General features: G+C 34.2%; 26 protein-coding genes. 7 read left to right on the forward strand and 19 right to left on the reverse strand.

Annotation, left to right across the window (positions count from 1 at the left end):
* Positions 1 to 219: 219 nt before the first annotated feature.
* The 4 genes from ACHUFV_RS20965 to ACHUFV_RS20980 form a co-directional block, all read right to left on the reverse strand.
* Positions 220 to 417 (reverse strand): hypothetical protein, encoded by a 198-nt coding sequence (locus ACHUFV_RS20965; protein WP_394237539.1) that lies wholly within the window; start codon positions 415 to 417, stop codon positions 220 to 222.
* 236 nt (positions 418 to 653) lie between these two features.
* A complete protein-coding gene (locus tag ACHUFV_RS20970) occupies positions 654 to 1,019 on the reverse strand; it encodes a hypothetical protein (protein WP_394237541.1) in 366 nt (121 codons plus the stop codon).
* 56 nt (positions 1,020 to 1,075) lie between these two features.
* Positions 1,076 to 2,245, reverse strand: coding sequence for a stage II sporulation protein P (gene spoIIP, locus ACHUFV_RS20975; RefSeq protein WP_394237543.1), 1,170 nt, complete (start codon positions 2,243 to 2,245; stop codon positions 1,076 to 1,078).
* A 376-nt stretch (positions 2,246 to 2,621) separates the two neighbouring features.
* A complete protein-coding gene (locus tag ACHUFV_RS20980) occupies positions 2,622 to 2,750 on the reverse strand; it encodes a hypothetical protein (protein ID WP_394237545.1) in 129 nt (42 codons plus the stop codon).
* Positions 2,751 to 3,103: 353 nt separating this feature from the next.
* Here ACHUFV_RS20980 and ACHUFV_RS20985 point away from each other — a divergent pair, with 353 nt between their 5' ends.
* The 5 genes from ACHUFV_RS20985 (at position 3,104) to ACHUFV_RS21005 (ending at position 6,756) form a co-directional block, all read left to right on the forward strand.
* Entirely contained in the window at positions 3,104 to 3,385 is a 282-nt protein-coding gene (locus ACHUFV_RS20985) for a hypothetical protein (RefSeq protein ID WP_394237546.1), read from the forward strand.
* 425 nt (positions 3,386 to 3,810) lie between these two features.
* Positions 3,811 to 5,184: a sensor histidine kinase gene (locus tag ACHUFV_RS20990; protein WP_394237548.1), complete on the forward strand. Its 1,374-nt coding sequence runs from the start codon at positions 3,811 to 3,813 to the stop codon at positions 5,182 to 5,184.
* Positions 5,181 to 5,858, forward strand: coding sequence for a response regulator transcription factor (locus ACHUFV_RS20995; RefSeq protein ID WP_394237550.1), 678 nt, complete (start codon positions 5,181 to 5,183; stop codon positions 5,856 to 5,858). Before ACHUFV_RS20990 ends, ACHUFV_RS20995 begins: the two co-directional genes overlap by 4 nt.
* 93 nt (positions 5,859 to 5,951) lie before the next feature.
* Entirely contained in the window at positions 5,952 to 6,374 is a 423-nt protein-coding gene (locus tag ACHUFV_RS21000; protein ID WP_394237552.1) for a NusG domain II-containing protein, read from the forward strand.
* A 115-nt stretch (positions 6,375 to 6,489) separates the two neighbouring features.
* The gene (locus tag ACHUFV_RS21005; protein ID WP_394237554.1) at positions 6,490 to 6,756 is read left to right on the forward strand and encodes a hypothetical protein; all 267 of its coding nucleotides are present in this window, start codon (positions 6,490 to 6,492) and stop codon (positions 6,754 to 6,756) included.
* Positions 6,757 to 7,274: 518 nt separating this feature from the next.
* On the opposite strand, the gene ACHUFV_RS21010 is transcribed toward ACHUFV_RS21005, so the two are convergent.
* The 6 genes from ACHUFV_RS21010 to ACHUFV_RS21035 form a co-directional block, all read right to left on the reverse strand.
* Positions 7,275 to 7,910 carry a class I SAM-dependent methyltransferase gene (locus ACHUFV_RS21010; RefSeq protein WP_394237556.1) on the reverse strand — a complete coding sequence of 212 codons (636 nt, stop codon included), beginning with the start codon at positions 7,908 to 7,910 and terminating at the stop codon, positions 7,275 to 7,277.
* Positions 7,911 to 8,056: 146 nt separating this feature from the next.
* Positions 8,057 to 8,188: a hypothetical protein gene (locus tag ACHUFV_RS21015; RefSeq protein ID WP_394237558.1), complete on the reverse strand. Its 132-nt coding sequence runs from the start codon at positions 8,186 to 8,188 to the stop codon at positions 8,057 to 8,059.
* Between the two features lie 13 nt (positions 8,189 to 8,201).
* On the reverse strand, positions 8,202 to 10,616 hold the full coding sequence (locus tag ACHUFV_RS21020) for a heavy metal translocating P-type ATPase (protein WP_394237560.1): 2,415 nt from the start codon (positions 10,614 to 10,616) through the stop codon (positions 8,202 to 8,204).
* Positions 10,617 to 10,696: 80 nt separating this feature from the next.
* Positions 10,697 to 10,903 carry a copper chaperone CopZ gene (gene copZ / locus ACHUFV_RS21025; RefSeq protein ID WP_394237562.1) on the reverse strand — a complete coding sequence of 69 codons (207 nt, stop codon included), beginning with the start codon at positions 10,901 to 10,903 and terminating at the stop codon, positions 10,697 to 10,699.
* A 17-nt stretch (positions 10,904 to 10,920) separates the two neighbouring features.
* Positions 10,921 to 11,262, reverse strand: a complete 342-nt coding sequence (locus ACHUFV_RS21030) for a metal-sensitive transcriptional regulator (RefSeq protein WP_394237564.1) — start codon at positions 11,260 to 11,262, stop codon at positions 10,921 to 10,923.
* 166 nt (positions 11,263 to 11,428) lie between these two features.
* The gene (locus ACHUFV_RS21035; protein ID WP_394237566.1) at positions 11,429 to 12,070 is read right to left on the reverse strand and encodes a YdhK family protein; all 642 of its coding nucleotides are present in this window, start codon (positions 12,068 to 12,070) and stop codon (positions 11,429 to 11,431) included.
* Positions 12,071 to 12,432: 362 nt separating this feature from the next.
* Here ACHUFV_RS21035 and ACHUFV_RS21040 point away from each other — a divergent pair, with 362 nt between their 5' ends.
* Positions 12,433 to 13,161, forward strand: a complete 729-nt coding sequence (locus ACHUFV_RS21040) for a response regulator transcription factor (protein WP_394237568.1) — start codon at positions 12,433 to 12,435, stop codon at positions 13,159 to 13,161.
* Positions 13,162 to 13,527: 366 nt separating this feature from the next.
* Positions 13,528 to 14,085 carry a CueP family metal-binding protein gene (locus tag ACHUFV_RS21045; protein ID WP_394237570.1) on the forward strand — a complete coding sequence of 186 codons (558 nt, stop codon included), beginning with the start codon at positions 13,528 to 13,530 and terminating at the stop codon, positions 14,083 to 14,085.
* Between the two features lie 172 nt (positions 14,086 to 14,257).
* Here ACHUFV_RS21045 and ACHUFV_RS21050 read toward each other — a convergent pair whose 3' ends face one another.
* The 9 genes from ACHUFV_RS21050 to ACHUFV_RS21090 form a co-directional block, all read right to left on the reverse strand.
* A complete protein-coding gene (locus ACHUFV_RS21050; protein ID WP_394237572.1) occupies positions 14,258 to 15,091 on the reverse strand; it encodes a C40 family peptidase in 834 nt (277 codons plus the stop codon).
* 596 nt (positions 15,092 to 15,687) lie between these two features.
* Positions 15,688 to 18,144, reverse strand: coding sequence for a heavy metal translocating P-type ATPase (locus tag ACHUFV_RS21055; protein WP_394237574.1), 2,457 nt, complete (start codon positions 18,142 to 18,144; stop codon positions 15,688 to 15,690).
* Positions 18,145 to 18,168: 24 nt separating this feature from the next.
* Positions 18,169 to 18,405, reverse strand: a complete 237-nt coding sequence (gene copZ, locus ACHUFV_RS21060) for a copper chaperone CopZ (protein ID WP_394237576.1) — start codon at positions 18,403 to 18,405, stop codon at positions 18,169 to 18,171.
* 243 nt (positions 18,406 to 18,648) lie between these two features.
* Positions 18,649 to 18,855, reverse strand: coding sequence for a copper chaperone CopZ (gene copZ, locus ACHUFV_RS21065; RefSeq protein ID WP_394237578.1), 207 nt, complete (start codon positions 18,853 to 18,855; stop codon positions 18,649 to 18,651).
* A 13-nt stretch (positions 18,856 to 18,868) separates the two neighbouring features.
* Positions 18,869 to 19,210: a metal-sensitive transcriptional regulator gene (locus tag ACHUFV_RS21070; RefSeq protein WP_394237579.1), complete on the reverse strand. Its 342-nt coding sequence runs from the start codon at positions 19,208 to 19,210 to the stop codon at positions 18,869 to 18,871.
* Positions 19,211 to 19,313: 103 nt separating this feature from the next.
* A complete protein-coding gene (locus ACHUFV_RS21075) occupies positions 19,314 to 19,628 on the reverse strand; it encodes a metal-sensing transcriptional repressor (protein WP_394237581.1) in 315 nt (104 codons plus the stop codon).
* Between the two features lie 25 nt (positions 19,629 to 19,653).
* Complete coding sequence (locus ACHUFV_RS21080) at positions 19,654 to 19,845, reverse strand: DUF2933 domain-containing protein (RefSeq protein WP_394237583.1); 192 nt, start codon at positions 19,843 to 19,845, stop codon at positions 19,654 to 19,656.
* A 599-nt stretch (positions 19,846 to 20,444) separates the two neighbouring features.
* Positions 20,445 to 21,836 carry a HAMP domain-containing sensor histidine kinase gene (locus ACHUFV_RS21085; protein ID WP_394237584.1) on the reverse strand — a complete coding sequence of 464 codons (1,392 nt, stop codon included), beginning with the start codon at positions 21,834 to 21,836 and terminating at the stop codon, positions 20,445 to 20,447.
* Positions 21,833 to 22,507 (reverse strand): response regulator transcription factor, encoded by a 675-nt coding sequence (locus tag ACHUFV_RS21090; protein ID WP_394237586.1) that lies wholly within the window; start codon positions 22,505 to 22,507, stop codon positions 21,833 to 21,835. The genes ACHUFV_RS21085 and ACHUFV_RS21090 overlap by 4 nt, the downstream gene beginning before the upstream one ends.
* Between the last annotated feature and the right edge of the window lie 65 nt (positions 22,508 to 22,572).

Genomic DNA, 22,572 nt, shown 5'->3' on the forward strand with positions numbered 1-22,572 from the left:
AACTGTTATCCTTTTTGGATGACAGTTTAACTTTGACTATAAAATATTACCTCATTTTTGCTATTTCAACTCCAACTTATTATATAGATTATACATAACATGACTGTAACTACTCTTAAGTTTTTTGAAAATTAGTTAGCTTCTTCCCCATTACTACAGGGTGCGAACGAGTTTGATTTGAAAAGATGGTAGATCACTATAAAACTTCTCATCTTTATGCTATCGTACCAGGAGATGCAGATCGTTTAAATGCGTTGTTTGAATACGGGCTACCTGTAAACAAAGTGCCCCTTCACCGGCTAATAATACAGCTGGTGTTTTATATGTGCGACGGGCTGTCTTACCTTTTGCAGTATACCTGTACTGATGAGTTGTTAAAGGCGGGGGTACAATATTTTGATATACACGAATCCCCAAACCCAATAGACTCGCTTCAAGAAGGTAAAAGTCATTCCACTTACAACTATAGTGAAGACTAGTCTAGGTATCAATACTAAAAAGGAAAGAACCCTCTTAAATGCAGTGGGATCCATATTGAGTGTCATTATAGAAGAGTATATTTAAACTAAATAGAGATATATCAAAATGAAAAGTCATTCTAAAAATGAGATATCCTTTTTTCTATATAATTAAGTTCATATTCTTAAATTATTTTAGGTAAAAAGTTTCATCAACATGATCATCATACCCATAAAAGAACCGATAATCCCAAAGAAATAACTAAATCCCTTTATGTCCTCTTTTTTTTGTAGTTGGTTATATTCTTTATACGAAATTTCTCCTTTTGCAAACCTTAACCCATTATAATCAGGTTTTACAGCATAAAGGAAACCGTTTTTATCTTCTAGAATTACTTTAGTAATAAAATCTTTTCCATTCCAATGGTCATTTTGCTTTTGAAATTCTAAACTGTTGCCACCTGAAATTTCAGCCCTTAACACATTATATGTGGAACTCTTACGTATTGCTTCAGTTATTTCATAAGCCTGTTGCTCAATAAAATTATTAGATATACACACCTTTATCACCTCATTTCCTTTTGATTACCATCATTTTATTATTTCTAATGATTATTTTATGCAGGACTCCCGTTAACTTCTTCGGCTTTCCAATAATATTCACTAAACACCTCGGCAAAGGCTTCAATGGAACGATTAAGTTCTTCCATATTATTTTCTACGCCACCGAACTCTAGCAACATAGACTGATTCGTTAAATCTTGATTATAAACACCATTTCCTTCATTTTTACCTTTTACAAATACTCCTCTACTTATTCCTGGGTATTTTTTCTCCAAATTTTGGTGTAATTCCTTTGCAAGATGTAAATTTTCTTCATAATTTTTATTTTCCTTTCCTACTACAAAAAACAATCTAGCAAAAGATTCTCCATTAATCGTAGTTGTTGTTTCCTTTTTAGGCTGTGAGTCTCTATGAATATCTATTAAATAGTTAATCTTATCTTCCGTTGCTAGTGCTTCTTGCACTAATCCCCTTGAAAGTTGATAGGAATTGTTATAATTCCAATTCTTTTTCTTTAACTCCTCTGATACATTTGCTGTACTTTGACTTGTCCCTATCCCTTTCTTAATTAATTCCTCTTGCAGCCTCTTACCAACTGCAATTATATTTTTCTCTGGATTAATACTAACTGCTTCATTTGGATTATTTACACCATTTAATAACGGTATAAATGATTCCCAACTATGAGATTGATAAATAAATACTACATTTTCTCCTGTTGTTGGTGCAGGTGCAGAGTCCTGGCCACTATTTGAGTCTGGTTTAGAACTTAGATTTTTGTCTGACTCCTCTATCTCTTTTAACAATACCTCTAGAGGTGGCGCAGATTCTACAGGTAAGTTAGTGAGATTTGTCCCATTTCCTGCCACTGCTATTTCTGTATTATATGATACATAACCAGGCAATTCACTTCCAAGAAACGTTCGAATATCGTTAGGCCAAATATTAGTCGTCGAAGTAAAAAGAATACGCGGAATAGAAATTGATGAGGTATTCTCTTCATCAATCGCAGCTTTAAGTTGTCCGATTTCACTAGACATCAGATAAAGAAAAAAATTTGAAGGCATCTTATCACTTGTATTATGAATAAAACTTGAAGTAAATTTATACTTAAAATCCATAAAGTTAACAGTGAACGTTATACCAAACATTAAAATAAATAGAGCTAGGATAATCGTATTAAGCCGAATAAATAGTATAAGTTTTCCATTATTTTCTCTCATATTTTTACACCTCTTAAATTTGTATGTCTAGTATTTTATGAGAGATACATAAAAATCAGTCTACTTTATTTCAATTAATTTTTAGATTGATAGAAAAATTTATAGTTATAAAATCATACAAACCTTATTTTGTTCAGTATTCCTCATAGGTTGGCACTTTTTTCTTAATATTTTTAAACATGTGCTATCACTAATTTGTAAATGATATGGCATGTATAAGGCAGGTATTTAATAGATAACTTTATTCTATTACTTTGTCATATTTACTCTTACTTTCCTATTCATGATGGCTGCCGTTATGTCCCGTAACTATATAAGCAGATTAAGAGATATATCGGGTATAATCATTTCAATGGCTATTGGAACGATCATAAAATTAACTGAGGGAGACTTCAAATGGCTTTTTGACCACTACCTCCATCGGACTGAAAGGTTTGTCACATAATCTCGGTTCAATAAAAATTTGATCAATTAAAACTTCTACAGCTGATTTTGCAGCCAGCATAATGTTAGAAATATTCCTATCCTTTCTAATATACCTGCTTACCTCTTCTCCAGAGATTCCGTAAGCATGAGAATGAGATCTAAAAATAATTCTATCAGGCGTATGCTTTTGCTTTTATATGTAACAATTCCATTTACCTCCCAGTCCTCTTTTTAAGAATAAGACTGTAAATAATTCTAAGATGACTTCTTTATCATTAACCTTATGATTATCGTCAAATAATTAATCATTTTATGTATTTTAGCATCTTTAAAATTCAAAGACGTAGGAATCTTCACAAATTCCCCATAAGTTCTCCATAAGAACTCCATTTATTAAAGCTATTATAAAATCAAGAAAGGAGATGTTTGAAAATGAAAAAAAAATTAGCAGCGGGGATATTAACAGGAGCGTTAATTTTAGGAGCAGGAACATTAACTTTTGCTGCATCAAACGGTGAAGGGGAAGGATTACTTAACTTCGGACAAATGAAACCTTATATTGAGGAAATGCATCCTGATTTAACTACACAAGAGCAAAAAGAAATGTTTAATGCCTGTCATAGTGAAGGCGGCATGATGGATAATTACAATTCGGAAAATGCAAATTCAATGATGACCCCTGAAAATACAAGCACTATGATGAATAATTTCTAATCAAAAGATGATTGCCATAGTTGAAGGATTTGTCCTCCAAATCCTTCTTTTTCTTTATGTATTGAGCCTTTTGTCTAAATCTGATAATCCATGTAGCTGAACCATTTTAAGAATAATATACCATTTATGATCTGTCACTTTTCTTCATATGTAACTTGAGAATATCCTATTTGATTCTTAACTTTACTACCATCACTAATGACTTCTGTCGCCTTCCACAATCTCCCAATAATACTCACTAAACTCTTGGTAAAGGCTTCAACTAATAAAAAACACCCTTTCAAAAATATTTTTCTTTAATAAATTTGTTTATACTACTATAAGATCCCTCATTAAACTTTCTACTTTTCATCACCATTTCTGCACAAAATCTTCAAATCTTTAAAGTAAGATAATCATACTTAATTGAAAATAGGTGAATAGAAATGAAAAAACTTTCAGTAAAACTTGGAGTTCTATTTTTCATTATTATATTTGGTTTAATAACATTCATGTTTTTCTTTCTGCATAATGAAATAGCTGATTCGAGAATAGAAGAGGAACTCCAAAATCTTCAATCAAGAGGGAATTCCCATAGAGCCATCCTTGAAAAAAATTTCAATGACGAAATGATTGATCATGTCGTTTTAATGGAATCTGAATCAAATACTGATGTTGTCATAACGAATAACTCTGGGGAAGTACTTGATTCATCGGCCCCATTTGACACCTTTAAGAAATATATTGAAGTTCCCCTTTCATCAATTCCAAGGGATGGACAGGTTGTAGAGGAAAAATGGAATCAAGAACCTTATGTCGCTACAGTTAGCCCTATTCAAATTAATCATGAGGTTACAGGTTACGTCTATATGTTCCAAGACACTGTATCTTTTCGCTCCTTAATCCAAAAATTGAATGAACACTTTCTCATATCAGGATGGATTTCAGTTGTTTTTACAATGGTAATCATTATTTTTCTATCAAAAGGAATTACAAAACCGCTAATTAAAATGAAAGAAGCCACGTCACAGATTAGCAAGGGTAACTTTTCTGTTTCTCTTCCCAAAACATCAGATGATGAACTAGGGGATTTGGCGAACTCAATTGAATTATTAGCAAATGATTTAAACTATTTAAAACAAGAGCGAAATGAGTTCCTTGCCAGCATTTCCCATGAACTTCGAACACCTTTAACCTATATAAAAGGATATGCAGATATTGTAAGAAAACGAAATTTGCCTAAAGAAGAAAGTAATAAATACTTAACGATTATTGTTGAGGAAACAAATCGATTAGCTACTTTAATAAAAGAATTATTTGAACTGGCAAAGCTTGATCAAAATTCTTTTATCATTGAAAAAGAGATGATTGATTTAAATAAGTTTTTCACTAAAATAGATCAAAGATTTTCTCCAATTTTTAACGAGAAACAAATGGAGTTCACCATGAACTGCCAACAAAACCTTTTTTTAAAAGCCGACCCATTAAGACTTGAACAAATTATTTTTAACCTATTAGATAATTCCATGAAATACTCTGCAAATGGTGCAAAAATTTCATTAATGACTTGGAAAAATAAAAATGAAATTCATATAGCTATTAAAGATAATGGAAAGGGAATTCCAGAAAAAGACCTTCCCTATATATTTAATCGATTTTATCGAGTTGATAAATCTCGAACTCGGTCGCTTGGTGGAACTGGACTTGGTCTTGCTATTGTTAAAGAACTTATTAACGCCCACGGAGCGGAAATCGTTGTTAAAAGTAAAGAAAATATCGGAACAGAATTCGAATTGATATTCAAGGAGGAAAAAAAATGAACACTATGTTATTAGTAGACGATGAACCGATGATGCTTGATTTGCTAACGCTATACTTATCCCCTCTCGGATATAGCTGCATTAAAAAGGAATCTGCATTAGATGCTATTGACTATTTAGAATCGCATACGGTCGATCTCATTTTATTAGATATCATGATGCCAAAAATGGATGGTTTAGAAGCATGCCAAGAGATACGTAAACGGTGGGATACTCCCATCATCCTGCTTACTGCAATGAGTGAAAAAACAGATATTGTAAAAGGATTAAATAAAGGTGCCGATGATTATATAACAAAACCTTTTGATGAGGAAGAACTAGTTGCTAGAATTGAAGCTGTTTTACGAAGAGGGACAAAAAATACAGATAATATTTCGTTTAAAGGACTCATTCTTGACCAATCATCCTATCAACTTTTTTATCAAGGTCAACCCATTTTACTTACACCGAAAGAATTTGGGTTAATTAATCTTTTCCTAAATAATCCAAATAAAGTGTTTACAAGGGATCACTTAATTAACTCGATTTGGGGGTATAATGTTTCACCAGAAGACAGGACGATTGATTCCCATGTTAGAAATTTACGAGAAAAGCTTAGAAAAGCATTGTTCCCTGCTGATGATCACTTACTTACTGTCTGGGGAATAGGATATAAATGGGATGGACAACAATAAAAAATAATAACAATCTAGTAACATACAGTACTACAAATATTTAATTTATTATATTGCTACATTTACATCGTGTAGTTAAGGAGAGCTCCCAAATTGAAGACTGCATTTCAAATGATCAAACCGTGGGATATTATCATAACAGTCTCATTTGTTTTACTTTCCTTTATTCCAGTTGCTATTTTTAGCTACCAACAATCTAAAGTTGAGGCTCAATCAGATAAAATTGAGTACGTCGCAGTGATTTCAAGTAAAAATCAGGTAGTGGATCGGATAACGCTGACAGGACATAAAGGAACAGAAATACTAGATATACCAGAAATTGAATGTAATCCTAATACAGTAGAAGTGAAAGATGAGGAAATTCGCATTCAATCATCTACTTGTCCTGAACAAATCTGTGTGAATACAGGCTATATTTCAGAACCAGGTCTAGCCATAGTCTGTTTACCTCATAAGGTCATTATTAATATTGAAGCTGTTGGTGGACAAACTGATGATCTCATCATCAGTACCTAACCACATCTAAAAGTGGCTATATAATCGGTACAATCTTAACAAATTTCTCATAATTTCTGCACGGGTTCTGCAAATAAATTAGTTATCATTGAAACATGAAAGGAGAAATAAAATAATGAAGATGAAATTTGCAATCGGAATTTTAACAGGAGCCATTCTTTTAGGTGGTGCAGGAACCTTCGCTTTTGCACAAGTGAACGAAGATACAAAAGGTAACGAGCAATTAAATTTTGAACAAATGAAACCACATATGGAAGAAGTGCATCCTGACTTATCAACTCAAGAATTGGAACAGATGTATAATTCATGCCATACAGAAGGTGAAGGAGGTATGATGGACGGAGATACAAAAAACACAGAAAATATGATGAATAATATATAGACTAATATTGCTTAATAACATAAGGCTTTACAAATTAATAAAATTTTATATTGCTTTTACTCACCCCTTTGAATATAAATAAAAAGGATTGGATTCTCCTCCAATCCTTTACTTTCCTATATAATTACTCCATAATAAACTTCTTTTTATTAATTATTTAATGTTCCCTTTTTCATTAATGTCTCCCAGTTTTCCCCATCTATACTGAACAAAAAATTACTTTCAAAAGTTAGAGCAACTATTTTTTCAGTCTGTTTTGGATGGATAGAAAAATAGATATTCCTTATATAAACAAAGTTTGTATATAGTATGCATTTCAGAAAACTATAACAAACCTGTCCACTAATAGTGAAAACAGGTTTGTTTTTTTAGTTGTTTGTTTGTTCTATTAATGAATATATTTTACAGCAACTTTCATCTAAGCATGATTCTGCACATTTTTGGTATTCTTACGATGAGCATATTTTATACCCTTCCGCATGCCTCACATATTTCACCTGAGGAAAGACTGACTCTATCTAACTCTCTTCCTTTACATTATTTTTATTTGGACTAACTGCTAAGTCCCTAAAAATAGATCCCATTAAACTTGAATCTCTTTCAATCACGAGTCCTGAATATTGAATCGTTTTAATCGTTTCTCTATTGATATTTGCTCCCCAAAGACTTACTGTTAAGGGGTTCAGGACATCCATTACAGCACCAACAAACTTATTGTCACTTCTCATATGTTCCAACATAAATATATGACCAGTTGGTTTACATACCCTTCTTAATTCCTTCAAACCAACCAACGGATCCGGAACAGAACAAAATACACAAGTTGATACGACAGAATCAAACGTATTGTCTGGGAATGGTAAAGCCTGAATATCTGCTTCCATTAATTCAATTGGAAATAGGAAATTTCCTTTTGATACTTTATCATTTGCATGTTTTAACATTCCTTTACTAAAATCAACACCCGTTAATGACTGAGTTTTGGTAGGATAAAACGGTAAATTGGCCCCAGTACCTATCCCTACTTCAAGCACCTTCCCAGATACTTTAGATAGTAAATTTAATCTCCATTCTTCTTTAATCATTTTATCCATTGCTTCATATATTCCAGATATTCGATTATAACGTCTTTTAATTTTTTCATTTATATCCATTCGAATTCACCTAGCTTTTTATTTTAATTTCCTAAAGTTTCTCATTTAATTATGAAGAAACAATGCATTTTTTATGTCATCATAATTATTTTTCAATAAAAAATGGCCTCTATTTAGATCAGAGACCATTCTTCTTATTTTAAAATCTATTCGTTATGTTGTTCAGTATTGGAATGTTGCATATCCTCTGGGGGAGGAGTGGTAATCGCGGTGTATGCATAATAGGAACCAACGACAACAACTAAATAAGCAAGACCTGATAATACCCATTTTTTCATTAAATTACACTCCCTACAGTTTTACTTTTTGCAAACGAAGTGCATTTAGTACTACAGATACAGAGCTAAATGCCATTGCTGCACCAGCAAGCCACGGAGCTAAGAATCCAAGTGCAGCAATTGGGATTCCTAATGTATTATAAGCAAGAGCCCAGAATAGATTTTGTTTAATATTCCTCATTGTTTTATGACTCATTAAGATGGAATCAGGAATACTATTCAAATCTCCACGGATAAGTGTAATATCTGCTGCTTCCATTGCAACATCTGTACCAGTTCCAATTGCCATACCGATATCAGCTGTAGCTAGAGCTGGCGCATCATTAATTCCGTCTCCGACCATGGCTACCTTCTTACCTTGAGTCTGAAGTTTCTTCACTTCTTCTGCTTTTCCCTCTGGCAAAACTTCTGCAATGACACGATCAACCCCAGCTTGTTTTGCAATTGCGTTGGCAGTCTGTTTGTTGTCACCAGTAATCATAATGACTTCAAGCCCCATATCCTTCATACGCTTGATCGCTTGAGTGGATGTTTCCTTAATAGTATCTGCAACTGCTACAAGACCTACATAGGCTCCATCAACAGCAGCTAACATAGCTGTTTTCCCTTGTTTCTCAAGGCCTACCATCTCTTCTAAAACGTGATCAATTTCTACGTTGTACTTTTTCATCAGCCGACGTGTACCTACAAGAACTTCGTTTCCATCTACATTCGCTCTAATCCCATATCCAGGAATATTCTCAAAATCAGAAACTTCTTTAACCGCAATAGATTTCTCCTTAATCCCTTCTACTATTGCTTGTGCTAGCGGATGCTCAGATTGTTTTTCAGCTGATCCTACAAGGGATAAGAACTCTGTCTCGTCCAAATCCGTTAACACATCTGTCAAAACAGGGGCACCATTTGTAATCGTACCTGTTTTATCTAAAATGACCGTATTTACTTTATGTGTCATTTCAAGATGTTCTCCGCCTTTAAATAGGATTCCGTACTCAGCAGAACGTCCGGAGCCAGCCATAATTGACGTAGGTGTTGCAAGACCAAGAGCACATGGGCATGCAATCACAAGAACGGCGATTAATTTTTCAAGAGCAGATGCAAAATTTCCTGGATCTACCCATATATACCAAATTAAAAATGTAATAACAGCAATACCTACAACAATTGGTACAAATATCCCTGAAATAGAATCAGCCATACGTTGAATAGGTGCTTTTGAGCCTTGAGCTTCTTCAACAATTTTAATAATTTGTGATAATGCTGTTTCTTTTCCTACTCGTGTTGCTTTTATTTTAATAAATCCGTTCTTATTAATTGTAGCTCCAATAACCGTATCTCCAACTGTTTTATCAATAGGAACACTTTCCCCAGTTATCATTGATTCATCTAATGCAGAAGTACCTTCAAGTACTTCCCCATCAACAGGAATTTTTTCACCCGGCTTAACTAGTAAAACATCTCCAGTTGCTACATCTTCCAACGGAATTACTATTTCCTCACCATTACGAATAACAGTTGCTGTTTTTGCTTGTAGCCCCATTAATTTCTTAATTGCTTCAGATGAACGACCTTTTGCTTTTGCTTCAAATAATTTACCAAGAATAATTAAAGTAATTAAAATAGCACTTGTTTCAAAGTAAAGACCTACCGAATGAGAATTATTTCCAAGTGTTTGTATAGCCAAGTAGACGCTATAAAAATAGGCAGCCGATGTACCAAGGGCGACTAAAACATCCATGTTTGCACTCTTATTTTTGAGTGCTTTGTACGCACCTACATAAAATTGTTTACCAATGATAAATTGTACAGGAGTTGCTAGGGCCATTTGCACCCAAGGATTCATAAGAGCTTCTGGAACATAGAGACCTGATGTAAAGCTAAAGTGTCCAAACATCGCCCAAAGTAGAGGAACAGAAAGAATAGCAGAGAAAAGAAACTTTCCTTGCTGTTTTTCAATTTCTTTTTGACGATAATCTACAGCCTCTTTTTCATTCTCATCACTCTTTACAATAGCTCCATAGCCTAAATTTTCAACCCTTTGAATTAGATCTTTCACTGAAACAGCTGCCGGATTAAATTCTACAGATGCTTTCTCAAGTGCTAAATTGACATTTGCTTGAAGAACTCCGTCAATTTTAATTAAACCTTTTTCAATTCTTGTAGCACAGGCTGCACAGGTCATCCCGGTAATGACTAATTCTTTTTTATCAGTTACTACATCGTATCCCAGGTCTCTTACTTTTTTTTGTATATCAGAAGGGTTCATCACATCAGGGTCAAATTTAACCATGGCTTTTTCAAGGGCCAAATTAACATTTGCTTCCTTAACCCCTTCCATCTTATTTAACCCTTTTTCAATTCTTGTTGCACAGGCTGCACAAGTCATCCCAGTAATTTGAAATTGATTTTCCAGTACTTTTTCACTCATCCCATCACCTCATACCTATACAGGGTATAATTTTATTAAAAAAGAGAGAGCGTGCTTACATAAGCACTGCCCTTCCTCAATTACTTCACTTCATAGCCTTGATCATCAATTGTTTCTTTAATTGTTTCTAACGTTACTTCGTCATTATTATATTCAATGTCAACTTTTTTATTTGTAAGATCTACTTTTACACTTGAAACACCGTTAAGAGCACCAACGCTTCCCTCTACTGCTTTCACGCAATGTCCACAAGACATACCTTCTACATTTAAAGTAACTTTTTCCATAGTTTATTCCTCTCCCTTTACTTTTTCATTAATTTTTGGATCGTAACAAGCACTTCATCAAGAACTTCCATGTCGCCTTCCTGTATACGATTGACTACACATTCTTTCATATGTGCTTCAAGAAGTATTTTTGCAACACCATTTAAAGCTGCTTGGGATGCAGCAATTTGAGTGATTACATCATCACAGTAAGTATCCGTTTCAATTAATCTTTTTATGCCCCGAATTTGTCCTTCAATCCTGTTCAGACGGGTCACAAGGTTTTTTTTCGTTTTTTCAGAATGATGGCTCATTCGTCCATGTGGATGAGAACAGCAGCTATCCTCTGAAATTATCTCATTTTCTAATTCGGGATCCATCTCACTTCCCCTCCTTGATTATTATTATAGTATACCCTAGTACCCTATGTAAAGTGGTAATTTATTAATTTTTTTTTAATTTTTAATAAAAAAATAAGGGACGTACTCCCCTGTTCATTTTTTGAATTAAACAGGAGACTGTCCCAATATTATTTACTATACTTTATTATTTTACAGGAGATAATTCACTTTCTGTTACCCATTTATGGTTTTTAACTTCTTTCCCGCCAGTTGTTGTTTTGAAATCAACCATATATACAGTCGTTTGTTCGGCTGAATCAATTTCGAGCGTTGCACCTGCCATCCCTTCCATATGTGCTGCGTCCGTTTTAGCTTCTGCACCAGGCTCTAACGGTGATTCGCCTGGGTCGACTAACTCTTCATGAATGACCCATTTATGATTCTCAACTCTTTCTCCACCAGTTGTTGGAGTATATGAAACTGTATAAACAGTTGTATCATATGCACCTACAATTGTAGCTTCGGCACCCTTCATTCCTTCCATGTGATCGGATTGAATAATTGCTTTACTTCCTACCGGATAGGTTGGATTTTCCGCTGTTTTCAAACCTTCAGGAACTTCACCTGAACTAGACATGTCCATATTACTATGGTCCATTCCTTCCATGTCCTCTTTCATATCCATATTTTTTTCCGTGTCCATGTTTCCGTCCATATTTTCTTGACTCGTATCTGTTTCTTCATTTGCCGATTCTTGTGGTTCATCATTATTAGCACAAGCACCTAATACTAATAGTAATGAAGTAAGAATGGATACTAATATTAATTTTCTACTTTTTCTCTGCATTTCCTCATTCCTCCTTTTCTGTTTAGAGTATAACCAAAAAGTTTGCAGATTTTGTGCATTATTATATTTACACTATAAAAAGGTTGTAAATACTTTTAATAAATACTGTCCTTTGAGAAATGGATATGATGTACCCAAACTTAAATAATTTACGCAGACATCTCAAATGTACGGCACTCCTGTACAAACTCGTAAGCAATGTTGTTGTGAGTTGCTAACTTCTAATTGTGTTTGTCATCTATTATTTTTTTATAAAAAATATTTTATATTAAAATGCAGTTATTTAATTTCTGCAATGTTTCTACATACTTTCCTTGTATGATAGTTTATATTACAAGTTCGTATTAATGGAGATGGAATGTATGAAACAGATCTTAATTATTGGAAAAGAAGAAAATACATCAAAATTGCTTACTTTCTTTAAATCCCGGAGGTTTTTCTTTTTTAAAGCAAGTTCCATGCAAGAAACCCTTTCCTTTCTAGAAAAAAATTGGATAGACCTTGTTTTAATTTCAAATCCTTTCCCGGGCTTTAAGAATAAATCTATCATTGAGAAAATCAGAAAGTTATCTCAAGTGCCTATTATGATTATCTTAAATAGTAGAAAGAAATCTGACTTAATCCAGTCTTTAAGAAACGGAGCAGATGTCTGTTTAACCCAGCCCATTAATAAGGATGAGTTGTTAGCAAGAGTAAATGCTGTACTTAGAAACAACAGGAAATTTATTCATAATATTATACAATTTAACGGTTTAATTTGGAGGGAAGATTCATTTGATCTCAAATACTTTGATTGCCATATTCCTCTAGCACCTAAAGAGTTTAAGATTCTCGGATTCTTTTTAAATCATCCTGACAAGGTGATTACACATTGTGAATTAGTTAAAGCCATCTGGGGGGAAAAGGCAGCCATTAGTGAGCGTACTGTACATTCATACATTAGAAATATTAGATATAAATTGAAGCTTGCAGGATTCCCAATAGAATTACACCTAATGACAGTCTGGGGTATTGGATACCGTTGGGATAATCAAGGGTTAACAACAGTTGATCCTTTTCGTAGAAAAAAAGTAGAAATAGGCAGAAGTTAATATTTGGGCCAATGCAAGAAGCAAAAGAATTACTGGAAGTATAAACTAAAACCACACCGCAGAACCTAGCAGGTATTGGATTACCCCATCAAAGCAGTCGTACTGGTCCTCGAATGTTGTTAGATATCTGTGCTATGTAGCTTTACACCTTCGGTGTGAGAGTATACTTCTCTCATGCAAACCGTAAGGGGTTTATCGTTCTTGCCCTTGCGTTAAGTGGACTTACACCTATTCCACTTATTTTCGAACGGTCTAAATAACACGCTTAATCATTGTCTGCTCCCCACAAAAGAAAGAAGCAATTCACCCTATTCGATAACTAGCTCGATCAGCAAAGTAGTTTACAAGTCAAAGGGGGAATGCAAAATGAGAAGAAATCTCTTTACAATTTTTTTAATGATAATTGTTTCCCTATTGGTGGCTTGCGGGTCAAACACTAAAAAAATTGTGACAGAAAAAGAATCGACCAATATTAAGGGTTTGGTCAATGATTTTAATACGGATAAATTTAAAGATCAAACCGCCGCAATCACATCGAACGAACTAATTATTATGAGTAGTGATGAAAGTCAAGACGTGTATGACATATCTAAAGAGGATTTTTTTGTGTCTATAGCTCCTTATATCAATGAAACTCATCCTTGGCTATTCCATAACTTAACAGGTTGTCAAGGTGAAATGACCAACCAAGAGTTTGAGGTATATATTGAAGACAAAAAAGGCAATGTTATTATAGATGAAATAATAACTTCTCAATCTAACGGTTTTATCAATTTGTGGCTACCACGGGACAACATTTATCGTGTAATAATAAAGCAGGGCGAAAAATCGGTTGAGTCAATGTTATCTACTTTTGAGAGTGACGGAACTTGTATTACAGACATGCAGTTAAGTAATAATAAAAATGATATAGTAGTTTTTTGATTAGTATATGAGTTAATAATAAAAAAAACGCTCAGCCTGAGCGTTTTTTTTAAGAAATGCTTGTATTATATATCTAATATAACGAAGAATTTAGGGTAAAAAATAGCCAGCAGGTACTATTAAACTCCTGCTGGCTGTTTTTTTTGTTAAGAATCTATTTTAAAACTCTATATTAATATAATCTTTTAATGCTATTAAAATGTGACTTCCAATAAGAATTATCTAAACTTTTAATGGAAACACCTTTGTCTGATGCAGAAATGAATTGATTATTTCCAAGGTAAATCCCTACATCGGAAACACCTGATTTATAAGTACCTTCAAAGAAAACTAAATCACCAGCTTGAGGGCTGTCCACATTCTTTGAACGATTATAAAAACCTACGGCATCTAGACGGCTGATATCCATTCCAGCTTGTTTAAATACATAGTAAACAAAACCGCTGCAATCAAAGCCAGCTGGCGTAGTACCTCCCCATTTGTAAGGAGTACCGATTAAACTTTTGGCAACATTAACTAATTTATTCACATCGTAGCCGGCATTCGCTGCTGGTGCTATATTGGTTGCAATAGTAGAAGTATTACTAACAGGGCTATTAATGGAAGCAGATGCTCCGCTTACGTTCAAGGTGTCCCCTACGTATATTAAAGCTGAATTTAAGTTATTCCAAGCCATTAGGTCCGCTACAGTCACATTGAATTGTCGAGATATTGAAAACAATGTATCACCAGCTTTAATCGTATATGAAGTTGAAGTTACTGAGCTAGAAGAGATTGGCGATGAAGAACCTACTTCAATTATTTGATTTGGATAAATAATAGTATTGGTTAAATTATTTGCTTTTTTTATATCATTAACAGACGTACCATACTTTTGAGAGATAGACCACAAAGAATCCCCTTTTTGTACTGTGTACGAAGCGGCTTCCGTATTGCCGGCCCCTAACATTAACGATGCAATTGAAAAACCTGCTACAATTGAAAAAAACTTTTTCTTCCTATTCAAAATATGTCCCCCTCATATAATATGTGATTATTGTTAAATTAATAGTTTATTAGATTAGTAGTAATTCCTTAAGCTTCTTCTTTTACTTTTACCTTATTAGAATAACGTCGAAATATGGAGAAACATTGCGCTTTTTATTTCAGTTATATTACAAAAACTTTTTATTTGTAATTATTTTGATAAAAAGCCGATCAATACAATTGCCTTTAAATGAATATTAAATTCTTCCTAATGTTAATTCTATAGATCATTCCTTGAAATTAAGTTTGCTATTAAAAAAGTCCGATTTCTCAATTTACTTATTGAGGAACCGGACTTTGTAATCAATATAATACAGTTCAAAATATCAAGTGTTATAAGGATAATGCTAGATTATATACTTCTGTAATCACTACAAACAGATGCTATTCTACCAATACGTAGAAAATTGTATAATCACTAATTTCATTGGCTTCTAAGTTAACAGTAATTTCCGTAAAGCCATCAATACATCTAAAAGTTTAGTAACTGTTTTAACTCATCCATTACATTACAGACCTTCAAAGAATAGTTTTTTCTTCATGAATCTACCTTTCAGGATATTACATTTTTTTCCACTAGATAGTAGACGCCTTAAATCGTTTTAATCGCAATGCATTTAGCAATACTGATACAGAGCTAAAACTCATGGCTGCTGCAGCAATGACCGGACTTAATAATGGTCCGCCAAGGAGATAAACTATTCCCATTGCAAAAGGAATACCTGCCGTATTATAAGCAAATGCCCAGAATAAGTTTTGTTTTATATTACGAATCGTGGATCTGCTTAATTCAACAGCTGTTGGAACATCCATCAAATCACTTCTCATTAATACAATATCAGCTGATTCCATCGCAACATCGGTACCAGATCCAATCGCTATTCCAACATCAGCTTGCGCAAGAGCTGGCGCATCGTTAATTCCATCTCCGACCATTGCAACCTTCTTACCTTCCTCTTGAAGCTTTTTCACTTCTTTGGCTTTATCTTCTGGCAGTACTTCACTTAATACACGATCGATGCCAACTTGTTTTGCAATTGCCTCAGCGGTACGCTTGTTGTCACCTGTAATCATGGCCACTTCAATTCCCATTTTGTGCAGTTTTTCAATCGCTTTTAAACTGTTTTCTTTAACTGTATCTGCCACAGCAATAATACCCGCGATTTTACCATTCTTTGTTATATACATTGGTGTTTTTCCTTGGCTGGCTAACTCATCTGATATCTTATCTAGAGAAACTAATGATATCTTACGGTCGTCCATTAATTTTCTGTTTCCTAATAACAAATTATTACCCTCAATTGTAACTTCAATTCCATGACCAGGAATTGCTTTAAAAGCTTGAGTCTTCTTGAAGTTCAAACCTCTTTCCTCTGCACCTTTAACAATGGCTTCACCTAGTGGGTGTTCAGATCCTTTTTCAGCTGAAGCTGCTAAAACCAATAATTCTTCATCGGAAACACCATTTATGGTGACAATGTCCGTAACCTTTGGTTTTCCTTCTGTGATGGTTCCGGTTTTATCAAATACAATAGTTTGAAGTTTATGTGTAGTTTCAAGTGCTGTACCACTTTTAATTAATACGCCATGTTCTGCTCCCTTACCAGTTCCAATCATAATAGCAGTTGGAGTTGCTAAACCAAGGGCACATGGGCATGCGATCACTAGAACCGAGATTGCGATTGTTAAAGCGAAAATACCTGTTTGACCCGCAAAATACCAAGCTAATCCCGACAGAACAGCAAGGCCAATTACGATTGGTACAAAGTAACCGGAAATAATATCGGCTAATTTAGCAATTGGAGCTTTTGAGCCTTGAGCGTCTTCTACTAATTTTATAATCTGAGATAACGCTGTATCTTTCCCAACTTTTGTAGCCTTGTATTGAATGGTGCCATTTTTATTGATACTAGCACCAATTATGTTGTCACCCACATTTTTTTCTACAGGGATGCTTTCTCCTGTTAACATAGATTCATCTACTGCTGTCATGCCTTCAACGACAATCCCATCTACCGGCATTTTTTCACCTGGTTTTACGATTATGGTGTCGCCAACGATGACTTCGTCAATTGAAATTTCAACTTCTTGACCATTTCTAATCACTATAGCTGTTTTAGGTGCTAAACCCATTAATTTTTTAATTGCCTCTGATGTTTTCCCTTTTGTTAACGTTTCAAGATATTTCCCGAGCGTAATTAAGGTTAAAATTACGGCTGCTGTTTCATAATATAAATCACTTGCGTAACTTGTATTTCCTACGTATATCATAACTGTTGCAAAGATACCGTATAAAAAGGCAGCGCTTGTACCTAGGGCAATCAAACTATCCATATTTGGGTGTCCACTAAAAAGCGTTTTATAACCAACCGTGTAAATATGATTATTGACTATTACAACAGGTATGGTTAACAGTAACTGAATCATTGCAAAAGCTGAGGGATTCATCATCGGATCAATAAATCCTGGTAATGGTGCTCCAACTATGTGACCCATTGCGATATAAAGTAACGGTGCAGTAAACACGGCTGAAATCCAAAATCTTTTCCAAAGACTTTTGATTTCTCTTTGTTTTTTCTCTTGATCTTGATCGATTGAATCTGCAGATATAACTTCTTCGTGCGCTTCATAACCAGCATGTGAAACAGCTTGAATAATATCAGAAACAGAAACTACAGCAGGGTCATACTGAATATTCATTTTTTCTGTTGCAAGGTTCACATTGGATTCAAATACACCTACTAGCTTTCTCGTTACTTTTTCAATCCTTTGGGCGCATGAAGCACATGTCATACCTGAAATAGCAAAAGTTTTCTTTTCAGTATGAGCCACGGCTTTATATCCTGCTTTTTCAACAGCTACTTGAATATCCTGTAACGAAGTTGCATTTTCATCATAATGGATATTCATTTTTTCTGTAGCAAGATTGACACTTGATGCCACAACACCAGGCAGCTGTTTCGTAACTTTTTCAATTCTTTGTGCACACGATGCACATGTCATGCCTTCTATATTTAATGTTTTTTCAGTCATTGTCTCTTCCCCCCTTTTTTTCTATTACATGATGTATGGTTTAGACAATTCCCATCCCTTAACATCAAACCTCTGATCCTCAATCGTATCTGTAATGTCTTTTAAATCCACTTCATTTGAATCAAATGTTACATTGACTTTCCCTTCATTAAAATATACAATAACAGATTCGATACCATTCAATTTTCCAATATTTCCTTCGATGGAATGAACGCAATGGCTACATGACATTCCTTGTACATGAAGTGTTACTTGGTTCATTACTTAATCCTCCTACCGTCTATGTCAAGTTAATCTTGAATCGATTCTGATAATCGTTTCATCATCTCTTTTCGTGAGATGACCTTATGAACATCAATCCTTTTTTCTCTTAAGCATCTTATTATTTGCTCAATCGAAGCCATAAAATTTTTCTCCTTTTTACTATAATTATATACCTATATAGGGTATATGAAATTCAAAAAAGAGAGAGCGAACTCAATCACTCATATCGTTACCTATTTTCTAGTTTACCTCGTAGCCTTGATTATCAATTGTTTTTTTGATCGTCTCTATACTGACTTCATTACTATTATATACAATATCAACAGTACCAGTATCAAGATGCACTTTCACGTTGGAAACACCTTTTAGTTCTCCTACACTCCCTTCAATAGATTTAACGCAATGATTGCAAGACATACCTTGTACATTTAGGATTACATTTTCCATTATTATCCTCCTTTTACTTCTTCATTAACTTTTGAATGGTTACAAGTACTTCATCTAAAACTTCCAAATCGCCTTCCTTAATTCGGTCCACTACACACTCTTTCAAATGACCTTCAAGAAGAATTTTGGCAACACTATTTAAAGCTGCTTGAGTAGCAGAAATTTGCGTAATCACATCATCACAGTAAGTATCCTTTTCGATTAGTCCCTTTATGCCCCGAACTTGACCCTCAATCCGATTTAATCGTGATACCAGGTTTTGCTTCACTTTATCAGTATGATGACTCTTTTGTTCAACTAAAAAAAAGTCATTATCTTCCTTTGAAAGTGATTCTTTTACTAATTCGGTTGCCATTTTGTATCCCTCCTTTGTTATCATTATAGCATACCCTCGTACCCTATAATATGGAGATTTTTTGTATATTTTTTGAACAAATCAGAGGCTATATATCTTCTATTTATAAAAATCTGCTAATCGTAACATGAATCTTATTCAAAGATTCTTGATTTTTTAAAGCGATACGTTCATCCAAACACGCTTTCACGTTTTCCTCTAAAAGAAAATATGCGATTTGATCTAACTCAGTCTGAACAACTACTATATTATCTATAATATTTTTGTAATAACAGTCATGTTTAATTTGGTTCTTAATTGTTCTGATTTGTGCTGCAACGATTTCAAGTTTAATATTTAAATCTGTTCTATCTTGGAGAGTAGCTTTTTTGGAAGGTGGATTTTCTGAATTTAAATAACTAGTATAAAAATTCAACATTTTCTTCTACCTCCAGTATACTCATTTAATGGTGATGATGTTTTGATCCGTCGTTATGATTGTGGCTATGTCCTGAATGATCATGACCAAATAAATGCATTAACGGACAAAGAAGAACTATTCCCCATATTAGCCATTCCCATTTCCCTAATACTGCAATTACAGCTCCAATGGCAAGAACAATCATAATAGGAAAAATAAGCTTTTTACCAGTCATCTTCATCAACCTCCTTATCAATCTTTACTTTAGTATAACCTGGATTATTAAATTACAGCTGAGTTGAATATTAGAATAACATAAGAATTGTGATTATGGATACGATTGATCGACACATACATAAAAAAAGAACCCCTTGTTATATAGCAAATTTAAATACAACATAGGTTCTTTAAAAATTTATAATTTATCAACAGATGACTCCCACTTCAAGGATTGCAAAATGCGTCGCCCAATGAGTAAGTGGGAGATGAATGTCGGTTGGTAACCTCAAAGCTGTTGAAAAATACAAACAAACGTACTGAAATGTACTTGTAAGTTGTTCTTTGAAAACTGAAGATATAAGGTTCTAGCAGGAAAAAACGTCTGCTAGATAAAATCTTCAACGTTCTAATCGCCCACCGCACATAACCGAAGTAGCGAAAACCAAGCAAAGTAAGTCGTGTGGTGAGTCCAACGTACAAGATATGAAGCCCTATCCCGTCGGGCCGACGGGGTTAGCCTGCTAAATAACCGGTGATACACTAATGTTCGCAGGAATCTCCCCCTTCACATTTCGTTAGAAAGTAAGCTGTAAGTAGTTCAAATGTTGACAGGATCTAATGAACAACAAGAGGTATATAAGTGGTTATAGCAGTACCTTCTCCCGGTTTACTTTTTAATTCGATATTTCCTTCATGCTCATCAACAATCCACTTAGCAATAGACAGTCCAAGACCTGTTCCATCTGGGGATTTTCTTCTTGCTGCTTCAGTACGATAAAATCGATCAAAGATAAAAGGCAATTCATCTGGTTGAATGCCAATTCCTGAATCCTGAATACGAATAACTGCCTGCCTTTTCTCTTTTGTAATAGTTAAGAAAATTTCTCCATTTGAAGGTGTATAATTGATAGCATTATCTATTAAAATAATCAAGACTTGTTTAATCAAATCTCGATCTCCCCAGATGTTTAGATGGTCTATAATATTCGCATTAACACTAACTTCTTTTTCCCATAAATCAATTTCTCCCATTACTTCTGTTGCAATCATAGATAAGTTAATTACTTTCTTTTGATAAATTTGTCCAGCATCTGCCCGTGCAAGTGATAAAAGATCTGAAACTAGTTTTGACATTCGAATAGCTTCATTTCTGATGTCGCCTAGAATCTCTTCTTTCTCTGATTCAGGTATGTTTTTCATTTTATATAAAATATCGAGGTTCCCTCTAATCGTAGTTAGTGGTGCCCGAAGCTCATGGGAAGCATCCGACAGAAAACGCCTTTGATTTTTATAAGCCTTTTCTAAGCTATCTAACATTTGATTAAAGGTCTCCGATAATTGCCCCAGCTCATCAGGGGGACCGGTATATAGTACTCTTTGATTAAAATCTTGAGAGGCTGTAATTGCTTTAGCTGTCTTTCCAATTAAGTCAACTCTCCACAGAGTCTTCTTTGCTAGAAACCACGCTGCCACAGATGCAAGCGCAATACCTAATACAGTTAAACTAATTACAATCCATTTAAATTTTTGTACTGAACGATCTAGTGTAAAAAGCGAATACAAAGTCTCAATTAACCCAACCTGTACCTTATCTTGAAAAATCGGCTTAATGTTAACTCTAATTCTTACTCCGTTCTCATCAGTAATTGTCTGATACATAGGGCCTTCTAATAATTTATTATTTTTTATCAATTGATGACCCTTAAAGAAAGGATGTGAATTGGTTTTAATCATTTCACCATTATTGTTTTTAACCATTACAGCAATTTCATTAACCGACAATGAATCCGCTGAGACGGTTACCTTTTCTAGTGGAATCCCTTCATTCAACTGTCTAGTAATCTCCTCATCTACATGTGAAGAAATATTTGACAGCATCAAGTCAACATTATTATAAGAATCCTGTTTATGAGTGTAATAGATAACAGTAATCACAACAGCTATTATTATTCCAAATAATAAACAATTCCAGAGCGTTAGTCTTAATCGAATAGGTAATGATCTCATTCCTTCATCACATATCCTGACCCTCTAACTGTATGAATCAATCTAGGTTCATTTTGGTTTTCCAGCTTATGACGTAAATAACCTACATATACTTCAAGTACATTTGACTCACCCTTAAAGTTATAGCCCCAAACTTTTTCCATAATCAAGTCACGGGATAATATTCTTTTTGGATTTTGCATAAATAGTTCCAATAAATTATATTCCGTTGTTGATAATTCAATCAGTCGCCCATTTCTTTTTGCTGAATGAGAAGCTAAGTTTAGGGTTAAATCTGAAAAATGTATATAATCTTTTGCTATATTATTTTCTGTTCTTCTTAATAGTGCTTTAACACGAGCTACCAGTTCTTCAAAAGCAAATGGTTTAACTAAATAATCATCTGCTCCAGTTTCAAGCCCTTCAACACGATCTGCTACTGAATCCCTCCCGGTCACCATTAGAATAGGAATATTTCCATCTTTTCTTAATCTACGACATACTTCTAACCCATCAATTCCCGGCATCATCACATCTAAAATAACAAGATCTGGGGGTTGTTCAAGAATCTTCATTAAACCTTCTCTTCCATTATTAGCTACCAAAACTTCATAGCCTTCAAAGGTAAGACCCCTTCTTATCATTGAGGCAATTTTCTGATCATCATCGATTACCACTATTTTTGCGCACACCTTATATACCCCCTCCCGGTTTATAATATTTTATCATATACCTGGGAGGAATAATAAAAAATTCA

The sequence above is a fragment of the Niallia oryzisoli genome (assembly GCF_043641075.1).
Classification (GTDB): domain Bacteria; phylum Bacillota; class Bacilli; order Bacillales; family Cytobacillaceae; genus Bacillus_BD; species Bacillus_BD oryzisoli_A.